The 13,329-nt window shown below is 74.6% G+C and carries 15 protein-coding genes; 7 read left to right on the top strand and 8 right to left on the bottom strand.

The window, feature by feature from the left end; genetic code table 11:
- Window positions 1-104 precede the first annotated feature (104 nt).
- The gene (locus GA0074696_RS12485) at window positions 105-1,709 is read left to right on the top strand and encodes an ABC-F family ATP-binding cassette domain-containing protein (RefSeq protein WP_088961267.1); all 1,605 of its coding nucleotides are present in this window, start codon (window positions 105-107) and stop codon (window positions 1,707-1,709) included.
- Between the two features lie 92 nt (window positions 1,710-1,801).
- On the opposite strand, the gene GA0074696_RS12490 is transcribed toward GA0074696_RS12485, so the two are convergent.
- Entirely contained in the window at window positions 1,802-2,404 is a 603-nt protein-coding gene (locus GA0074696_RS12490) for a cadmium resistance transporter (protein WP_231925341.1), read from the bottom strand.
- A 210-nt stretch (window positions 2,405-2,614) separates the two neighbouring features.
- Between GA0074696_RS12490 and GA0074696_RS12495 the strand changes: the two genes are divergently transcribed.
- The 3 genes from GA0074696_RS12495 to GA0074696_RS12505 all read left to right on the top strand — a co-directional run bounded on the left by GA0074696_RS12495 (window position 2,615) and on the right by GA0074696_RS12505 (window position 5,750).
- A complete protein-coding gene (locus GA0074696_RS12495) occupies window positions 2,615-2,842 on the top strand; it encodes a helix-turn-helix domain-containing protein (protein WP_007462679.1) in 228 nt (75 codons plus the stop codon).
- 46 nt (window positions 2,843-2,888) lie between these two features.
- Window positions 2,889-3,656: an enoyl-CoA hydratase/isomerase family protein gene (locus GA0074696_RS12500; RefSeq protein ID WP_088961269.1), complete on the top strand. Its 768-nt coding sequence runs from the start codon at window positions 2,889-2,891 to the stop codon at window positions 3,654-3,656.
- A gap of 114 nt (window positions 3,657-3,770) precedes the next feature.
- Window positions 3,771-5,750, top strand: a complete 1,980-nt coding sequence (locus tag GA0074696_RS12505; protein WP_172894624.1) for an ABC transporter ATP-binding protein — start codon at window positions 3,771-3,773, stop codon at window positions 5,748-5,750.
- A gap of 14 nt (window positions 5,751-5,764) precedes the next feature.
- On the opposite strand, the gene mug is transcribed toward GA0074696_RS12505, so the two are convergent.
- The 6 genes from mug to GA0074696_RS12535 form a co-directional block, all read right to left on the bottom strand.
- Window positions 5,765-6,310: a G/U mismatch-specific DNA glycosylase gene (gene mug / locus GA0074696_RS12510; RefSeq protein ID WP_088961271.1), complete on the bottom strand. Its 546-nt coding sequence runs from the start codon at window positions 6,308-6,310 to the stop codon at window positions 5,765-5,767.
- Window positions 6,311-6,504: 194 nt separating this feature from the next.
- Window positions 6,505-7,266, bottom strand: coding sequence for an SDR family oxidoreductase (locus tag GA0074696_RS12515; protein ID WP_088961272.1), 762 nt, complete (start codon window positions 7,264-7,266; stop codon window positions 6,505-6,507).
- A 47-nt stretch (window positions 7,267-7,313) separates the two neighbouring features.
- Window positions 7,314-7,799, bottom strand: coding sequence for a hypothetical protein (locus GA0074696_RS12520; RefSeq protein WP_088961273.1), 486 nt, complete (start codon window positions 7,797-7,799; stop codon window positions 7,314-7,316).
- A complete protein-coding gene (locus tag GA0074696_RS12525; protein ID WP_088964520.1) occupies window positions 7,796-8,614 on the bottom strand; it encodes a DUF692 domain-containing protein in 819 nt (272 codons plus the stop codon). The genes GA0074696_RS12520 and GA0074696_RS12525 overlap by 4 nt, the downstream gene beginning before the upstream one ends.
- Window positions 8,611-9,516, bottom strand: coding sequence for a TIGR04222 domain-containing membrane protein (locus GA0074696_RS12530; protein WP_088964521.1), 906 nt, complete (start codon window positions 9,514-9,516; stop codon window positions 8,611-8,613). The genes GA0074696_RS12525 and GA0074696_RS12530 overlap by 4 nt, the downstream gene beginning before the upstream one ends.
- 108 nt (window positions 9,517-9,624) lie before the next feature.
- On the bottom strand, window positions 9,625-10,197 hold the full coding sequence (locus GA0074696_RS12535; RefSeq protein ID WP_088961274.1) for a TetR/AcrR family transcriptional regulator: 573 nt from the start codon (window positions 10,195-10,197) through the stop codon (window positions 9,625-9,627).
- Window positions 10,198-10,301: 104 nt separating this feature from the next.
- Here GA0074696_RS12535 and GA0074696_RS12540 point away from each other — a divergent pair, with 104 nt between their 5' ends.
- The 3 genes from GA0074696_RS12540 to GA0074696_RS12550 all read left to right on the top strand — a co-directional run bounded on the left by GA0074696_RS12540 (window position 10,302) and on the right by GA0074696_RS12550 (window position 12,994).
- A complete protein-coding gene (locus GA0074696_RS12540) occupies window positions 10,302-11,174 on the top strand; it encodes a carbon-nitrogen hydrolase family protein (protein ID WP_088961275.1) in 873 nt (290 codons plus the stop codon).
- A gap of 59 nt (window positions 11,175-11,233) precedes the next feature.
- Window positions 11,234-11,878, top strand: coding sequence for an HAD family hydrolase (locus GA0074696_RS12545; protein WP_088961276.1), 645 nt, complete (start codon window positions 11,234-11,236; stop codon window positions 11,876-11,878).
- A 186-nt stretch (window positions 11,879-12,064) separates the two neighbouring features.
- Window positions 12,065-12,994 (top strand): serine protein kinase RIO, encoded by a 930-nt coding sequence (locus GA0074696_RS12550; RefSeq protein ID WP_088961277.1) that lies wholly within the window; start codon window positions 12,065-12,067, stop codon window positions 12,992-12,994.
- An 82-nt stretch (window positions 12,995-13,076) separates the two neighbouring features.
- On the opposite strand, the gene GA0074696_RS12555 is transcribed toward GA0074696_RS12550, so the two are convergent.
- Complete coding sequence (locus GA0074696_RS12555; protein ID WP_088961278.1) at window positions 13,077-13,325, bottom strand: DUF2630 family protein; 249 nt, start codon at window positions 13,323-13,325, stop codon at window positions 13,077-13,079.
- Window positions 13,326-13,329 lie beyond the last annotated feature (4 nt).

Genomic DNA, 13,329 nt, shown 5'->3' on the forward strand with positions numbered 1-13,329 from the left:
TCTGCGAAGGCTGAACCGCCCCGCGCCGACGGTCCATCGGGCCCGCCGGCCGTTTCGCGTGCCCTGAGTCAGCCCTTCCAGACCCCCGAGAGCGAGTACCGGAAATGATCACTGCCACCGGCCTGGAGTTGCGTGCCGGCGCCCGGATCCTGCTGTCCGACACCACCCTGCGGGTGCAGCCCGGTGACCGGATCGGCCTGGTGGGCCGCAACGGCGCCGGCAAGACCACCACGCTGAAGGTGCTGGCGGGGGAGGGGCAGCCGTACGCCGGCCAGATCGACCGGCGCAGCGCGATCGGCTACCTGCCGCAGGACCCGCGTACCGGCGACCTGGAGGTCACCGGGCGGGACCGGGTGCTCTCCGCCCGCGGGCTGGACGTGCTGATGGCCCAGATGAAGGAGATCGAGGAGAAGCTCGCCGACGACGCCGACGACAAGCTGGTCCGCCGCTACGGCGCGCTGGAGGACCAGTTCGCCGCCCTCGGCGGGTACGCCGCCGAGGCCGAGGCGGCCCGGATCTGCGCCAACCTCGGGCTGCCCGACCGGGCGCTCGCCCAGACCATCGGCACCCTCTCCGGCGGCCAGCGCCGCCGCATCGAGCTGGCCCGGATCCTGTTCCGTGACGCCGGCGAGAACGGCGGCGGCATCCTGCTGCTCGACGAGCCGACCAACCACCTCGACGCCGACTCGATCACCTGGTTGCGCAACTTCCTCGCCAACCACAAGGGCGGCCTGATCGTCATCTCCCACGACGGCGCGCTGCTGGAGTCGGTGGTCAACAAGGTGTGGTTCCTCGACGCCACCCGCTCGGTGGTGGACGTCTACAACCTGGGCTGGAAGGCGTACCTGGAGGCGCGGGAGACCGACGAGCGGCGCCGCCGCCGCGAGCGGGCCAACGCCGAGAAGAAGGCCGGCGCCCTGATGGCCCAGGCCGACAAGATGCGGGCCAAGGCCACCAAGACCGTCGCCGCGCAGAACATGGCCCGTCGCGCCGAGAAGCTGATCTCCGGCCTGGAGGAGGTACGCGTCTCCGACAAGGTGGCGAAGGTGCGCTTCCCCACCCCGGCGCCGTGCGGCAAGACCCCGCTGACCGCGACCGGCCTCTCCAAGTCGTACGGCTCACTGGAGATCTTCACCGACGTGAACGTCGCGGTGGACCGTGGTTCCCGGGTCGCCATCCTCGGGCTCAACGGCGCCGGCAAGACCACCCTGCTGCGGATGCTCGGCGGCCTGCTCAAGCCGGACACCGGCGAGGTGCACGCCGGGCACGGCCTGCGGCTGGGCTACTACGCCCAGGAACACGAGACCCTGGACGTCGAGCGGACCGTGCTGGAGAACATGCGGGCCGCCGCCATCGAGCAGTCCGACACCGACCTGCGCAAGATCCTCGGTGCGTTCCTCTTCTCGGGGGACGACGTGGACAAGCCGGCCGGGGTGCTCTCCGGCGGCGAGAAGACCCGGCTCGCCCTCTCCACCCTGGTCTGTTCCGGGGCCAACGTGCTGCTGCTGGACGAGCCGACCAACAACCTGGACCCGGTCAGCCGGGAGCAGGTGCTCGACGCCATCGCCAACTACCCGGGCGCGATCGTGCTGGTCACCCACGACCCGGGCGCGGTGCTCGCGCTCAAGCCGGACCGGGCGATCCTGCTGCCCGACGGCGACGAGGACGCCTGGAGCGACGACCTGCTCGAACTGGTCGAGTTGGCCTGACGCCCGCGGCGCCCCGCGGACCCGCGCCCTGCCGGGCGGGTCCGCGGCCCGGGCCCGGTGGCGCGGGTCCGCGGCGGGGCCGTCAGCCGGGCTCAGGTGGCCAGGTCGGCCACGCGGGTCAGCACCCCGGAGGTGACCAGGATGACCAGGCCGACGCCGACGAAGATCGCCGGTACCAGCCAGTGGCCGGCCCGGCCGACCAGCCGGACCACCCGCGGATGCCCGCCGAGCAGGGCCGCGACCGCGCACCAGAGCGCCACCAGGGCGGCGAAGACCACCAACCAGACCAGTCCGGCCGCCGGCTCCAGGGAGCGGAACACCGGCACGTAGACGGCGATGTTGTCCGCGCCGTTGGCGATGGTCACGCCGGCCACCCCGAGCGCGCCGCCGACGATGGCCGGTGGCGCCTCGTCGTCGGTGCGCGCCAGCAGGGCCCGGACCCCGAGGCCGATCGGCAGCAGGCCGAGCAGGCCGGTCCACGGGTCGGGCACCACCAGCAGCCCCGCCGCGACCACCAGCGCGGTCGCGACCAGCGCGCCGATGCCCAGGTACTGGCCCGCCACGATCCGCCAGGGCCGGGGCCGGCCGGTGGCGCGGGCGGCCACGAAGAGCACGGTGAGCACGACGATGTCGTCCACGTTGGTCGCGGCGAACACCAGGGCCGCGCCGGCCGCGGCGGCGAGCAGGTCGGTCACGCCAGGCAGGGTACGGGCCGCGCGGCGGGCTCCGAACGGCCCAGCCGTACACGTGTTGTGGGGCCGGTCGGAAGGATCACTCTATCGGGAAGCTGACATCGCATAGCGTGTCGGTTGGCGAAGAGTTGATATCTGGCGCATGATCGTTCGAGGCGGTCTAATAGGTGGGACCGTATCCGAACCGCACAGTCTGGGACGTGAGGAATCAGCATGGCAGCCACTGGCACAGCCACCAGCACTGAGAAGGGTCGCCGGATCGTCGGAGCCGAGCGTCAGACGCTCGCCAAGGACCTGGTAAAGCGGTACACCTCGGGTGAGAGCATCCGCGCGCTCGCGGCCTCGACCGGACGTTCCTACGGGTTCATCCACCGGGTGCTCACCGAGTCCGGCGTCCAGCTGCGGCAGCGCGGCGGCGCCCGGCGCCGCAAGAAGGCGTGACCCGTCCATCAGCGTCGTCCATCAGCGTCGTGTTCCGGGCCGCCCGGTGACCGCCGAGACGACCGGGGTGCGACTCGACTGCGACGGGCCGGTCGCGACGGTGACGTTGTGCCGGCCCGACGTGCTCAACGCCCAGACCCCGGCGATGTGGCGCGCGATGAGCGACTTCTCGCGGGATCTCCCCGGCGACGTACGCGTCGTCGTGGTGCGCGGCGAGGGGCGGTCCTTCTCCGCCGGCCTCGACCTGTCGGTGGCCGGCGCGTCCGGGCCGGGTTCGTTCGCCGAGCTGGCGACCCTGCCCGAGCAGGAGTGCGCCGACCGGATCGCCGAGTTCCAGGGCGGCTTCAGCTGGCTGCACCGCCCCGACGTGATCTCCGTCGCGGCCGTGCAGGGGCACGCCATCGGCGCCGGCTTCCAGTTGGCGCTCGCCTGTGACCTCCGGGTGCTCACCGAGGACGCCAAGCTCTCCATGGCCGAGGTGACCCTGGGCCTGGTGCCCGACCTCGCCGGGACGAAGCGCCTCGTCGAGCTGGTCGGATACTCGCGGGCCCTGGAGATCTGCGCGACTGGCCGGCGGATGGACGCCGCCGAGGCGGACCGGATCGGGCTGGCCACGCTCGTCGTGCCCACCGCCGACCTGGACGGCGCGGTACGCGACCTCACCGCCGGGCTGCTGGCCAACAACCGCGACGCGGTGGTCGAGATCAAGGCGTTGCTCGCCGGCGCGGCCGGCCGCTCGCACGCCGACCAGCAGCGCGCCGAGCGGGAGGCGCAGACCCGCCGCCTGCGCGACCTCGCCGGACGGGGAGAATAGTAAGGACCGTTCGGGAAGATCCGGGTTACTACTGAGGTTGTCGTAGTCGTCGGGAGAATCGAACCCGACGGTGCGCGCTGCCGCAGAACCCGGAGGTGACCGATGTCCAACCCGATGTCCGGTGGGGGCATGACCGGGTGGAGCATGCTCCGGTCGATGCGCAGCAGTGACGAGGTCTCCGCGCACCGGCTGAAGCGGGGCACCGCCCGGCGGATCGTCGCCTTCGCGGAGCCGTACCGGCGGGACATCGTCGTCTTCCTGGTCACGGTGGTGATCGCCGCGATCATCGGGGTGGCCACCCCGGTGCTGGCCGGAAAGGTCATCAACGCCATCACCCGGGGCGGCGCCGAGGCCGGGGCGATCGTGGTCCGCCTGGCGCTGGTGATCGCCGCGCTGGCGGTCGCCGACGCCCTCTTCTCCCTCGCCCAGCGGTGGTACTCGGCCCGCATCGGCGAGGGGATCATCCTCGACCTGCGCACCCGGGTCTACGACCACGTGCAGCGGATGCCGTTGCAGTTCTTCACCCGCACCCAGACCGGGGCCCTGGTCAGCCGGCTCAACAACGACGTGATGGGCGCCCAGCGGGCGTTCACCTCGACCCTCTCCGGGGTGGTCAGCAACGTCATCCAGCTGGTGCTGACCGCCGGGGTGATGTTCACCCTCTCCTGGCAGATCACCACGCTCTCGCTGATCCTGCTGCCGATCTTCATCATCCCGGCCCGGCGGGTCGGGAAGCGGCTGGCCGAGATCACCCGGGAGTCGTACAACCTCGACGCCAAGATGAACGCGACGATGACCGAGCGGTTCGGCGTGGCCGGGGCGCTGCTGGTCAAGCTCTTCGGCTCGCCCGAGATCGAGGCCCGCCGCTTCGCCGGCCGGGCCGAGCGGGTCCGCGACATCGGCATCCAGTCGGCCATGTACTCGCGGACGTTCTTCGTGGCGATGCTGCTGGTCGCCTCGCTGGCCCAGGCGCTGACCTACGGGCTCGGCGGCTGGCTGGCGGTCACCGGCGGGGTCAGCGCCGGCACGGTGGTCACCCTCGCGCTGCTGCTCACCCGCCTCTACGGCCCGCTGACCGCGCTGTCCAACGTCCGGGTGGACGTGATGAGCGCGCTGGTCTCCTTCGACCGGGTCTTCGAGGTGCTGGACCTGCGCCCCGGCATCGAGGAGAAGCCGGACGCGGTGCCGGTGCCGCGCGGCAACGGGCGGGTCGAGTTCCGCGACGTGCGGTTCCGCTACCCGGCCGCCGCCGAGGTGTCGCTGGCCTCGCTGGAGGAGGTCGCCACCCTGGACCGCACGGTCAACGAGCCGGTGCTCAAGGGTGTGTCGTTCACCGTCGAGCCGGGCCAGATGGTGGCCCTGGTCGGGCCCTCCGGCGCCGGCAAGTCGACGCTGTCCATGCTGATCTCCCGGATCTACGACGTCACCGACGGCGAGGTGCGGGTCGGCGGCGTGGACGTCCGCGACGCCACCCTCGCCTCGCTGCGCGACGAGATCGGCGTGGTCACCCAGGACTCGCACCTGTTCCACGAGACGATCGCCGAGAACCTGCGCTACGCCAAGCCGGACGCCACCGACGACGAGATCTGGGCGGCGCTGGCCGGCGCGCAGGTCGCCGACCTGGTCCGGGCGCTGCCCGAGGGGCTGGAGACGATGGTCGGTGAGCGCGGCTACCGCTTCTCCGGCGGCGAGAAGCAGCGCATCGCCATCGCCCGGCTGCTGCTCAAGGCGCCGTCGATCGTGATCCTCGACGAGGCCACCGCCCACCTGGACTCGGAGAGCGAGGCCGCGGTGCAGCGGGCGCTGGCGGTCGCGCTGACCGGGCGTACCGCACTGGTCATCGCGCACCGGCTCTCCACGGTCCGCGACGCCGACCAGATCCTGGTCCTCGACGACGGCCGGATCGTGGAGCGGGGCCGGCACGAGGAGCTGGTCGCGGTCGGCGGGCTCTACGCCGAGCTGTACCGCACCCAGTTCGCGGTCGCCGACTCGCCGGCGCCCTATGCGGCGACGGAGCCCGAGCCGGTGATCACCACGGTGCCGCTGGGCACGTACGTCGCCCAGGAGGCGATGCCGCCGGCGGCGGCCAACTAGCCGCTGGCGGCCAACTAGCCGGCGGCGGCCGCCCGCAGCTCCCCGAACGCCGCCCCGAGCGTCTCCGGGGTGAAGTGCGCGTTCAGGCCGCTCGGGTTCGGCAGCACCCAGAGCCGGGCGCCGGCCAGCGTCTCCGGCTGCGGGCCGAAATCGGCCTTCGGCCGGCCGAACCCGATCCGGTACGCGGTCACCCCGACCACCGCCACCCACGCCGGCCGGTAGTGGGCGACCTTGCCGGTCAGGATCTCCGCACCGGCCACCAGCTCCGCCGGGGTCAGCTCGTCGGCGCGGGCGCTGGCCCGGGCCACCATGTTGGTGATGCCCAGGCCGAGGCCGGGGAGCTGGTCCTGTTCGCTCGGGTGCAGCTGGCGGGGGGTGAAGCCGCCCCGGTGCAGCGCCGGCCAGAAGCGGTTGCCGGGTCGGGCGAAGTGCCAGCCGGTGGCCGCCGACCAGAGCCCGGGATTGATGCCGACGAAGAGCACGTCCAACCCGGGCGCGATCAGATCCGGGAGGGTCCGGTCGACCGCGGCGGCCAACTCGTCCTTCGTCGGCCGCCCCATGCCGGAGGCCCCCCGCGGCGCGCCGGAGGCTTCCCGCGTCGCATCGGACGCCGCTGGCGTCGCGCCGGCGGGCGGCCGGGCGGCGGACGGCCCCGGCCGCCGGCCGGACTGATGGCCCCGTGGCCCGGACCCGGCCCGGGCAACCGGCCGGCCCGGCCGGGCACCGGCCGGGTCGTCGGAGCGGTCGGCGGGGCTCACAGGCCGCGCAGCGCGCCGCCGTCGACCGGCACGGTGACACCGGTGACGTAGCTCGCGGCGGGGGAGAGCAGGAACGCGGCGACCCGCCCGAACTCCGCCGGATCACCGATCCGGCGCAGCGGGATGCCGGCCTCCGCCTCGGCCCGGGCCGCCTCGGCGTCCCCGGTGGCGGCGAAGAGTTCCCGGTTGCGGTCGGTCATGATCCGTCCGGGCAGCAGGCCGAGCACCCGCACGCCCCGCGGGCCGTACTCGTCGGCCATGTCCTTGGCCACCCCGGCCAGGCCGGGGCGCAGGCCGTTGGAGATGCCGAGGCCCGGCACCGGGCCGCGGGCCGAGGTGGAGAGCACCAGCCCGATCGCGCCGCCGTCGGTGAGCGCGCCGGCCACCGTACGGGCGGCGCGGACGCTGCCGAGGAAGACCGTCTCGAAGGACTGTCGCCACTGTTCGTCGGTCGCCTGGGCGGCGGTGCCGCGGGGCGGGCCGCCGACCGAGACCAGCGCGCCGTCCAGCCGGCCGAAGTGCTCCCGCGCCGCCACCACGAGCCGCTGCGGCGTCTCCGGGTCGGCCAGGTCGGCGGTGAGCCCGATGGCGTGCCGGGGACCGCCGAGCCGCTCGACGGCCTCGGCGACGCGCTCGGGGGCACGGGCCGAGAGGACCACCCGTGCGCCGTCGGCCACGAGGCACTCGGCGGCGGCGAAGCCCAGGCCCCGGGAGGCGCCGGTCAGCACGTACACCCGGTCGGTGAGTCCGAGATCCATGCTGCCGATCCTGCCGTACCCGCCTACCGGACGCACCGGGTGGGCGGTCAGCGCCGGGCGGGGCGCAGCAGGCGTACCCGACCGGCGAGCTGCACCGCGACGGCGCCGCCGGCGCGGGCGACGGCCGGCAGCCGGCGGGGTCGCGGCGCGTGGTGGCCGTCGTAGCGGCTGCCCGCCTCGCGGGCGACCAGCTCCTCGGCGCCGAGCGGGGGCAGCGTGCCCCGCTCGCGCAGCGTGCGGGCCAGGTCCCAGCCGTCGCGCAGCGCGCCGTTGGTGGGGCGGTCGGCCGCCCACTCGCGGAAGGTGGTCCACCAGGCGTCGCCGAGGGCGGCGGCGAGCAGCGGCCAGTGCCGGGCCACCTCGCCGGCGCGCTTGCCGAGCAGGGCGACCCGGGCGGCCCGCACCGGCCCGGGCGCGAAGCCGGCCGGCAGCGGCGCCCCGGCGACCAGCGCCGCCACCAGCGCCGCCTGCCGGGCGCCGAGTTCGCCGCCCGGCGCTGCGCCGGGCGGACCGGAGACCGTCCGGTCGCTCACGTGACCACCGGGAATCCGGAGGCGGCGGCGAGCGCGTCCAGCTCGGCCCGCAGGGCGGGCGCGGGCGGGTAGTGCCCGTCGCGTTCCAGCAGCAGCGCCGGGGGCCGGCGGCGCTCACAGAGCGCGCCGACCAGGTCGAGCACCTCCGGCGGCACCGGGTCGGTGTGCGTGTCGTGGTAGAAGCCGCCCCGCTCGGCACCGCCGGCCACGTGCACGTAGGCGACCCGGTCCAGCGGGAGCCGGTCGAGCAGGGCGAGCGGGTCGTCGCCCCGGTTGCGGGCGTTGGCGTGCACGTTGGCGACGTCGAGCAGCAGCGTGGCCCCGGTGGCGTCCAGGATCTCGGTGAGGAAGTCCGCCTCGTCCAGCTCGTCGTCGGGCCAGTCGAAGAGCGCGGCGATCGGCTCCAGGGCGATCGGCACCGGCAGCTGCTCCTGCGCCCGCCGGACGTTGGCCGCCACCGCGGCCACCGCCTCCCGGCTGCGCGGCAGCGGCAGCAGGTGGCCGGCCTCCAGGCCGCCGGCCCGGACGAACGCGATGTGCTCGCTGACCAGCGGCGCGTCGAGGAGTTCGGCGACCCGGGCCAGGTGGGTCACCCGGGCCGGGTCGACCGGTTCCGCGCCGCCGAGGGAGAGCCGCACCCCGTGCGGTACGACCGTGACGTCGCGCCCGCGCAGCTCGGCCAGCCCCGGCGGGAGCGAACCCGTCGACGGGATCGACTCGGCCACCACCTCGACGAAGCGCAGTCCGGGCAGCTCGGCGACGAATCCGGCGATCTCCGGCCGCCAGCCGATGCCCACCCCGCTCGGACCGGTCATCCGCCGCACCCACCGCCGCCGCCGCACCCACCACCACCGCCGCCGCAGGAGCTGCCGCCGCCACCGCAGGAACTGCCGCCGCCACAGGAGCCGCCGCCAGTGCCACCGCTGCTGTTCAGCGCCTGCCGCTGGATCTCCGCCTGCTCGGCGAAGCCCGGGTCCAGGGCCCAGAGCGAGGCGGTGCCGAACAGCGCGACCCCCATGGCCGCCCCGGCCGCGCCGTAGGTGGCGTAGGCGGGTGCGGACGCGGGGGAGAGGTGGATGTTGCTCTGGCGCAGCTCGCGCAGCGTGGCGTCGGCCGCCCGGGTCCGCCACGGCACCCGGGAGAGCAGCACCAGCGGGACGATCAGGGCGAGGACGGCGAGCAGCAGGAAGCCGACCGGTCGGTCGTTGGCCAGCCCGGCGGCGATCCGGGCCGCGCCGAGCGCCATCAGGGCGAGCACCAGCCACGCGCCGCGCCGGGCCGCCGTGCGCTGCTCGGGGTGCAGCGCCAGGCCCTGCCGTTGCAGGCCCTCGCGCAGCTCGGTGAGGGCGCGGGACACCCGCTGCTCGCGGGCCAGCTCCCGGGTGTGCAGGTGGTTGCGGGCGGCGTGGTGAACCGCCTGGTCGAGCGGGGTGACGCCGCTGGGCAGGGGGCCCCCGGTGGTGAGGCGCCGGTCGGGACGCACCCCGACCGCGCCGCAGCCGCGCAGGCCGCCCAGCGCCGTCCAGATCGCGAGCTGGTCGCCGCCGTTGAGGTACGCGACCTGCTGCGGCCCGAGCTGGCCGGTCCCGGCCGCCGGCTGCCCGGCGAGGATCCGGGACCGGTACACGATCGAGCCGACGACGACCACCAGGGCCGCCAGCAGATAGAACCGGAGGAACGTCGGGCCGGAAATGCCCCAGGTGTCGGCCGCCAGCATCATGGCTCTGCTCCTGTCACGCGAGGGGATCGCGGCCTCATTGTGGAGCAGGGCCGCCACGCGCCGACCGCCGTGCGGGCCGAGTTACCAAGCCGAAACGTCCGGCGGTCAGCGCCGGCGTACGGCCTCCTCGACCAGGTCCAGCACCGGGCCCAGGTCGCCGGCCGGCCGGCCCATCGCCAGGTGCAGCACCAGGCCGTCGTACGCCAACTCCAGGAACTGGGCCAGCACGTCGATCGGGACGTCCTCGCGGAGCACCCCGGCCTCCCGCTGCCGGACCAGCCGGTCCCGAGTGGCCTCGGCGATGGCGGCCGAGCGCTCGGCCCAGCGGCGGGCGAACGCCGGGTCGGTGCGCAGCCGGCGGGAGACCTCCAGCTGGCTGCCCAGCCAGCCGGTGGTGTCGGGGGAGATCGCCCGGGCCAGCAGGTCCCGCATGACCTGGACGAGGCCGTTGCGGGCCACGGTCTCCACCATGGCCGCCGCGTCGTCCTCGGCGACGGCGAGGAAGAGCGAGTCCTTGTCCCGGAAGTGGTGGAAGATGGCGCCCCGGGACAGCCGGGTGGCCTCCTCCAGCCGGCGCACGGTGGCTCCCTCGTAGCCGTGCCGGGCGAAACAGGCCCGCGCCGCGGCAAGGATCTCCTGTCGGCGCGCGTCGAGCTGGTCCTGACTTACTCTGGGCACGGGTCGATCGTCCCAGCTGACCCTGCGTTACGCAAACCGTACGTACGGCTTGGGATCTTGCGTGGTGGGACGGGCCGGCGCGGCGATCCGGTTAGGATCGGCGGGTGACGACGCCCCCGGTCGCCTCCGCCCCCCTTCCGTCCGCCCCGCTGACCGTCGCCGCCGTGCAGGCCGACCCGGTCCCCGGCGACCTGCCCGGCAACGCGCGGGTCGCCGCCGGCCTGGCCGCCCGGGCCGCCGGTGACGGCGCCCGGGTCGCCGTGCTGCCGGAGCTGTTCCTGCCGGCCTACCATCCGCCGACGCTGGCCGCCGATCCCACCGGCACGGACGTGGCCGCGACGGGCGACGGCGCGGTCGACGACCCCCGGCTCGACCCGCTGCGGGCCGCCGCCCGCGACGGCCGGATCACCCTGGTCGTCGGCGCCGCGGTCCGCCACCCGGACGGCCGCCGGACCATCTCCGCCCTGGTCGTCGACCCGACCGGCGCGATCCGGGACGGGTACGACAAGCAGCAGCTCTGGGGCGGCGAGCGGGAGCTGTTCGACGCCGGCCGGCGGGGTGCCACCCTGCTGGTCGACGACTGGCGGCTCGGACTGGGCATCTGCTACGACGGGTGCTTCCCGGAGCACGCCCGGGCCGCCGCGGCCGACGGCGCGCACGGCTACCTCTGCCCGAGCGGCTACCTCGCCGGGTCGGCGCACCGGCGCGACCTCTACTACGCCGCGCGGGCCCTGGACAACACCATGTACGTCGTCTTCGCCAACGCCGTCGGCGGCGCCGACCCGTGGCGGTTCAACGGTGGCGCGGCGGTCTACGACCCGGAGGGGCGGCCGCTGGTGCGCGGCGCCGACGACGGTGCGGCCGTGCTGGTCGCCACCCTGGATCCGGCCGCGCTCGCGGCCACCCGCTCGGCCCACTCGATGCTCGCCGACCGGCCCGCCGACCAGGGGCTCCCCCGAACGGTGCTGCCGGCCTGACGGACGTCGTCGACCGCCCGGCCATGTCGACGGCGACCCCTCTCCCGTAAGGTGCCCGCGTGCCGCTGCTCCTGCTCGACCTGGACAACACCCTGCTCGACCGGGCAGGTCCGTTCCGTGCCTGGGGTGAGCGGTTCCTGGACAGCATCGGCGCGCCCCACACCGACATCGACTGGCTGCTCTCCATCGACGCCGACGGGCTCACCGACCGGTGGGATATCGCCGACGCCATCCGTGACCGGTACGCGCTGCGCATCCCCTCGATCGACCTGGTCGAGGAGCTGCACGACGGGGTGGTGGCGAACACCCGCCTCGACCCGCTGGTCGCCTGCGCGCTGCGGATCGCCGACGACGCCGGCTGGGTGCCGGTGGTGGTCACCAACGGCTCGGTCCGCCAGCAGGACGCCAAGATCCGGGGGACCGGGCTGGACCGGTACGTCGCCGACTGGGTGATCTCGGAGGAGGCCGGGGTCAGCAAGCCCAATCCGCGGATCTTCGCGCTGGCCGCCCAGCGGGCCCGGATGCCGCTGCGCGGGGCGTGGGTGGTGGGGGACAGCCCCGAGGCGGACATCGGCGGGGCCGCCGCCGTCGGCCTGCCCAGCGTCTGGCTGCACCGGGGGCGTACCTGGCCGGACAACCGGTTCGCCCCGACCCGCACCGTCGACTCGCTGATCGCGGCCGTCGCCACGGTGCTCGCCGCCTGAGGCACGGGCGGGGCCGGGCGGGGTCCGGTAATTCGGTTGCCGCCGGATCGGGCGCCGGTCAGCATGGTGCCGCGCGGGTGCGCAGCCGGGTCGAGCCCGGTCGAGGAGAAGGAGGTCGGTCATGGCCGTCTTTGCAGGGTCGTTCCACCTGCCTCCATCAGCCTCGATCAAGGGATCACCACTTCCGTGCGCGAACACGACCTCCCGGCGCCACAGCGCCGTGGCCGCGGCAAGAGCCGCTTCGACGACGACGAACCACACTTCCTGAAGCAGGGCCGGCACGTCGAGCCGGCCCTCGTCGAGCCCGACGACGAGCCCGAGCCCGAGGACCGCTGGTCCTCCTGGGACGAGGCCGTCCACGGTCCCGAACCTCACCCCGAGTGGCTGGTCACCGAACTGGCCGCCCGGGACACCGAGCTCGGTGTGCTCAAGACCGGCAAGGAGGCGGACGTCCACCTCGTCCGCCGCGCGGTGCCGGACACCGACCGGTCCTGCCTGCTGGCGGTCAAGCGCTACCGGGACGCCCAGCACCGGCTCTTCCACCGCGATGCCGGCTACCTGGAGGGGCGTCGGGTGCGGCGGTCCCGGGAGAACCGGGCGATGGCCGGGCGTACCGCGTTCGGCCGGCAGATGATCGCCGGGCAGTGGGCCGCGGCCGAGTTCGCCGCCCTCAGCCGGCTCTGGGAGATCGGCGCGGAGTCCGGGCGGATCGCCGTGCCCTACCCGGTCCAGTTGATCGGCACCGAGCTGATGCTGGAGTTCGTCGGCGACGCCGACGAGGGTGCGGCGGCACCCCGGCTGGCCCAGTTGCGCCCCGAGGCGGGCGAGCTGCGCTCGCTGTGGGAGCAGATGGTGGACGCGCTGGTCGTGCTGGCCCGCGCCGGGTACGCCCACGGCGACCTGTCGCCGTACAACCTGCTGGTGCACCGGGGGCGGCTCGTCATCATCGACCTGCCGCAGGTGGTCGACGTGGTGGCCAACCCGCAGGGGCCGGAGTTCCTGGCCCGGGACGTGAAGGTGGTGGGCGCCTGGTTCGCCGCGCGGGGGATCCCGGCGGCCGAGGTCGACCCGGCCGAGCTGACCGGCCTGCTGCTACGCGAGGCGGGGATCCGCTGATCCGGGTACGCCCCGGACGGTCCGGTGACCGTCCGGGGCGTACCCGCCTCGTCCGCCGGGCGTCGCCGCCCGGCGCGGCGCGCTACTGGAGGTAGCGCTCGACCTCCGGGATCGGCCGCTCGCCCTGGGCTTCCGGGTCGCCGTGCGCGCTCCGGGCCGCCCGGCGGCGGCGCAGCAGGTCCCAGCACTGGTCCAGGGACTCCTCCAACGCGCGCAGCCGCTCGCGCGCCTCGTCGTCGGTGCCGGACTCGTTGGCCTGCGCCGCGGAGCGCAGCCGGTGCTCCTCGTCGACGAGTTCCGAGATCCGGTTCAGGATGGTGGTGTCGTCCATGCCC

This window comes from Micromonospora purpureochromogenes (assembly GCF_900091515.1).
GTDB classification, from domain to species: domain Bacteria; phylum Actinomycetota; class Actinomycetes; order Mycobacteriales; family Micromonosporaceae; genus Micromonospora; species Micromonospora purpureochromogenes.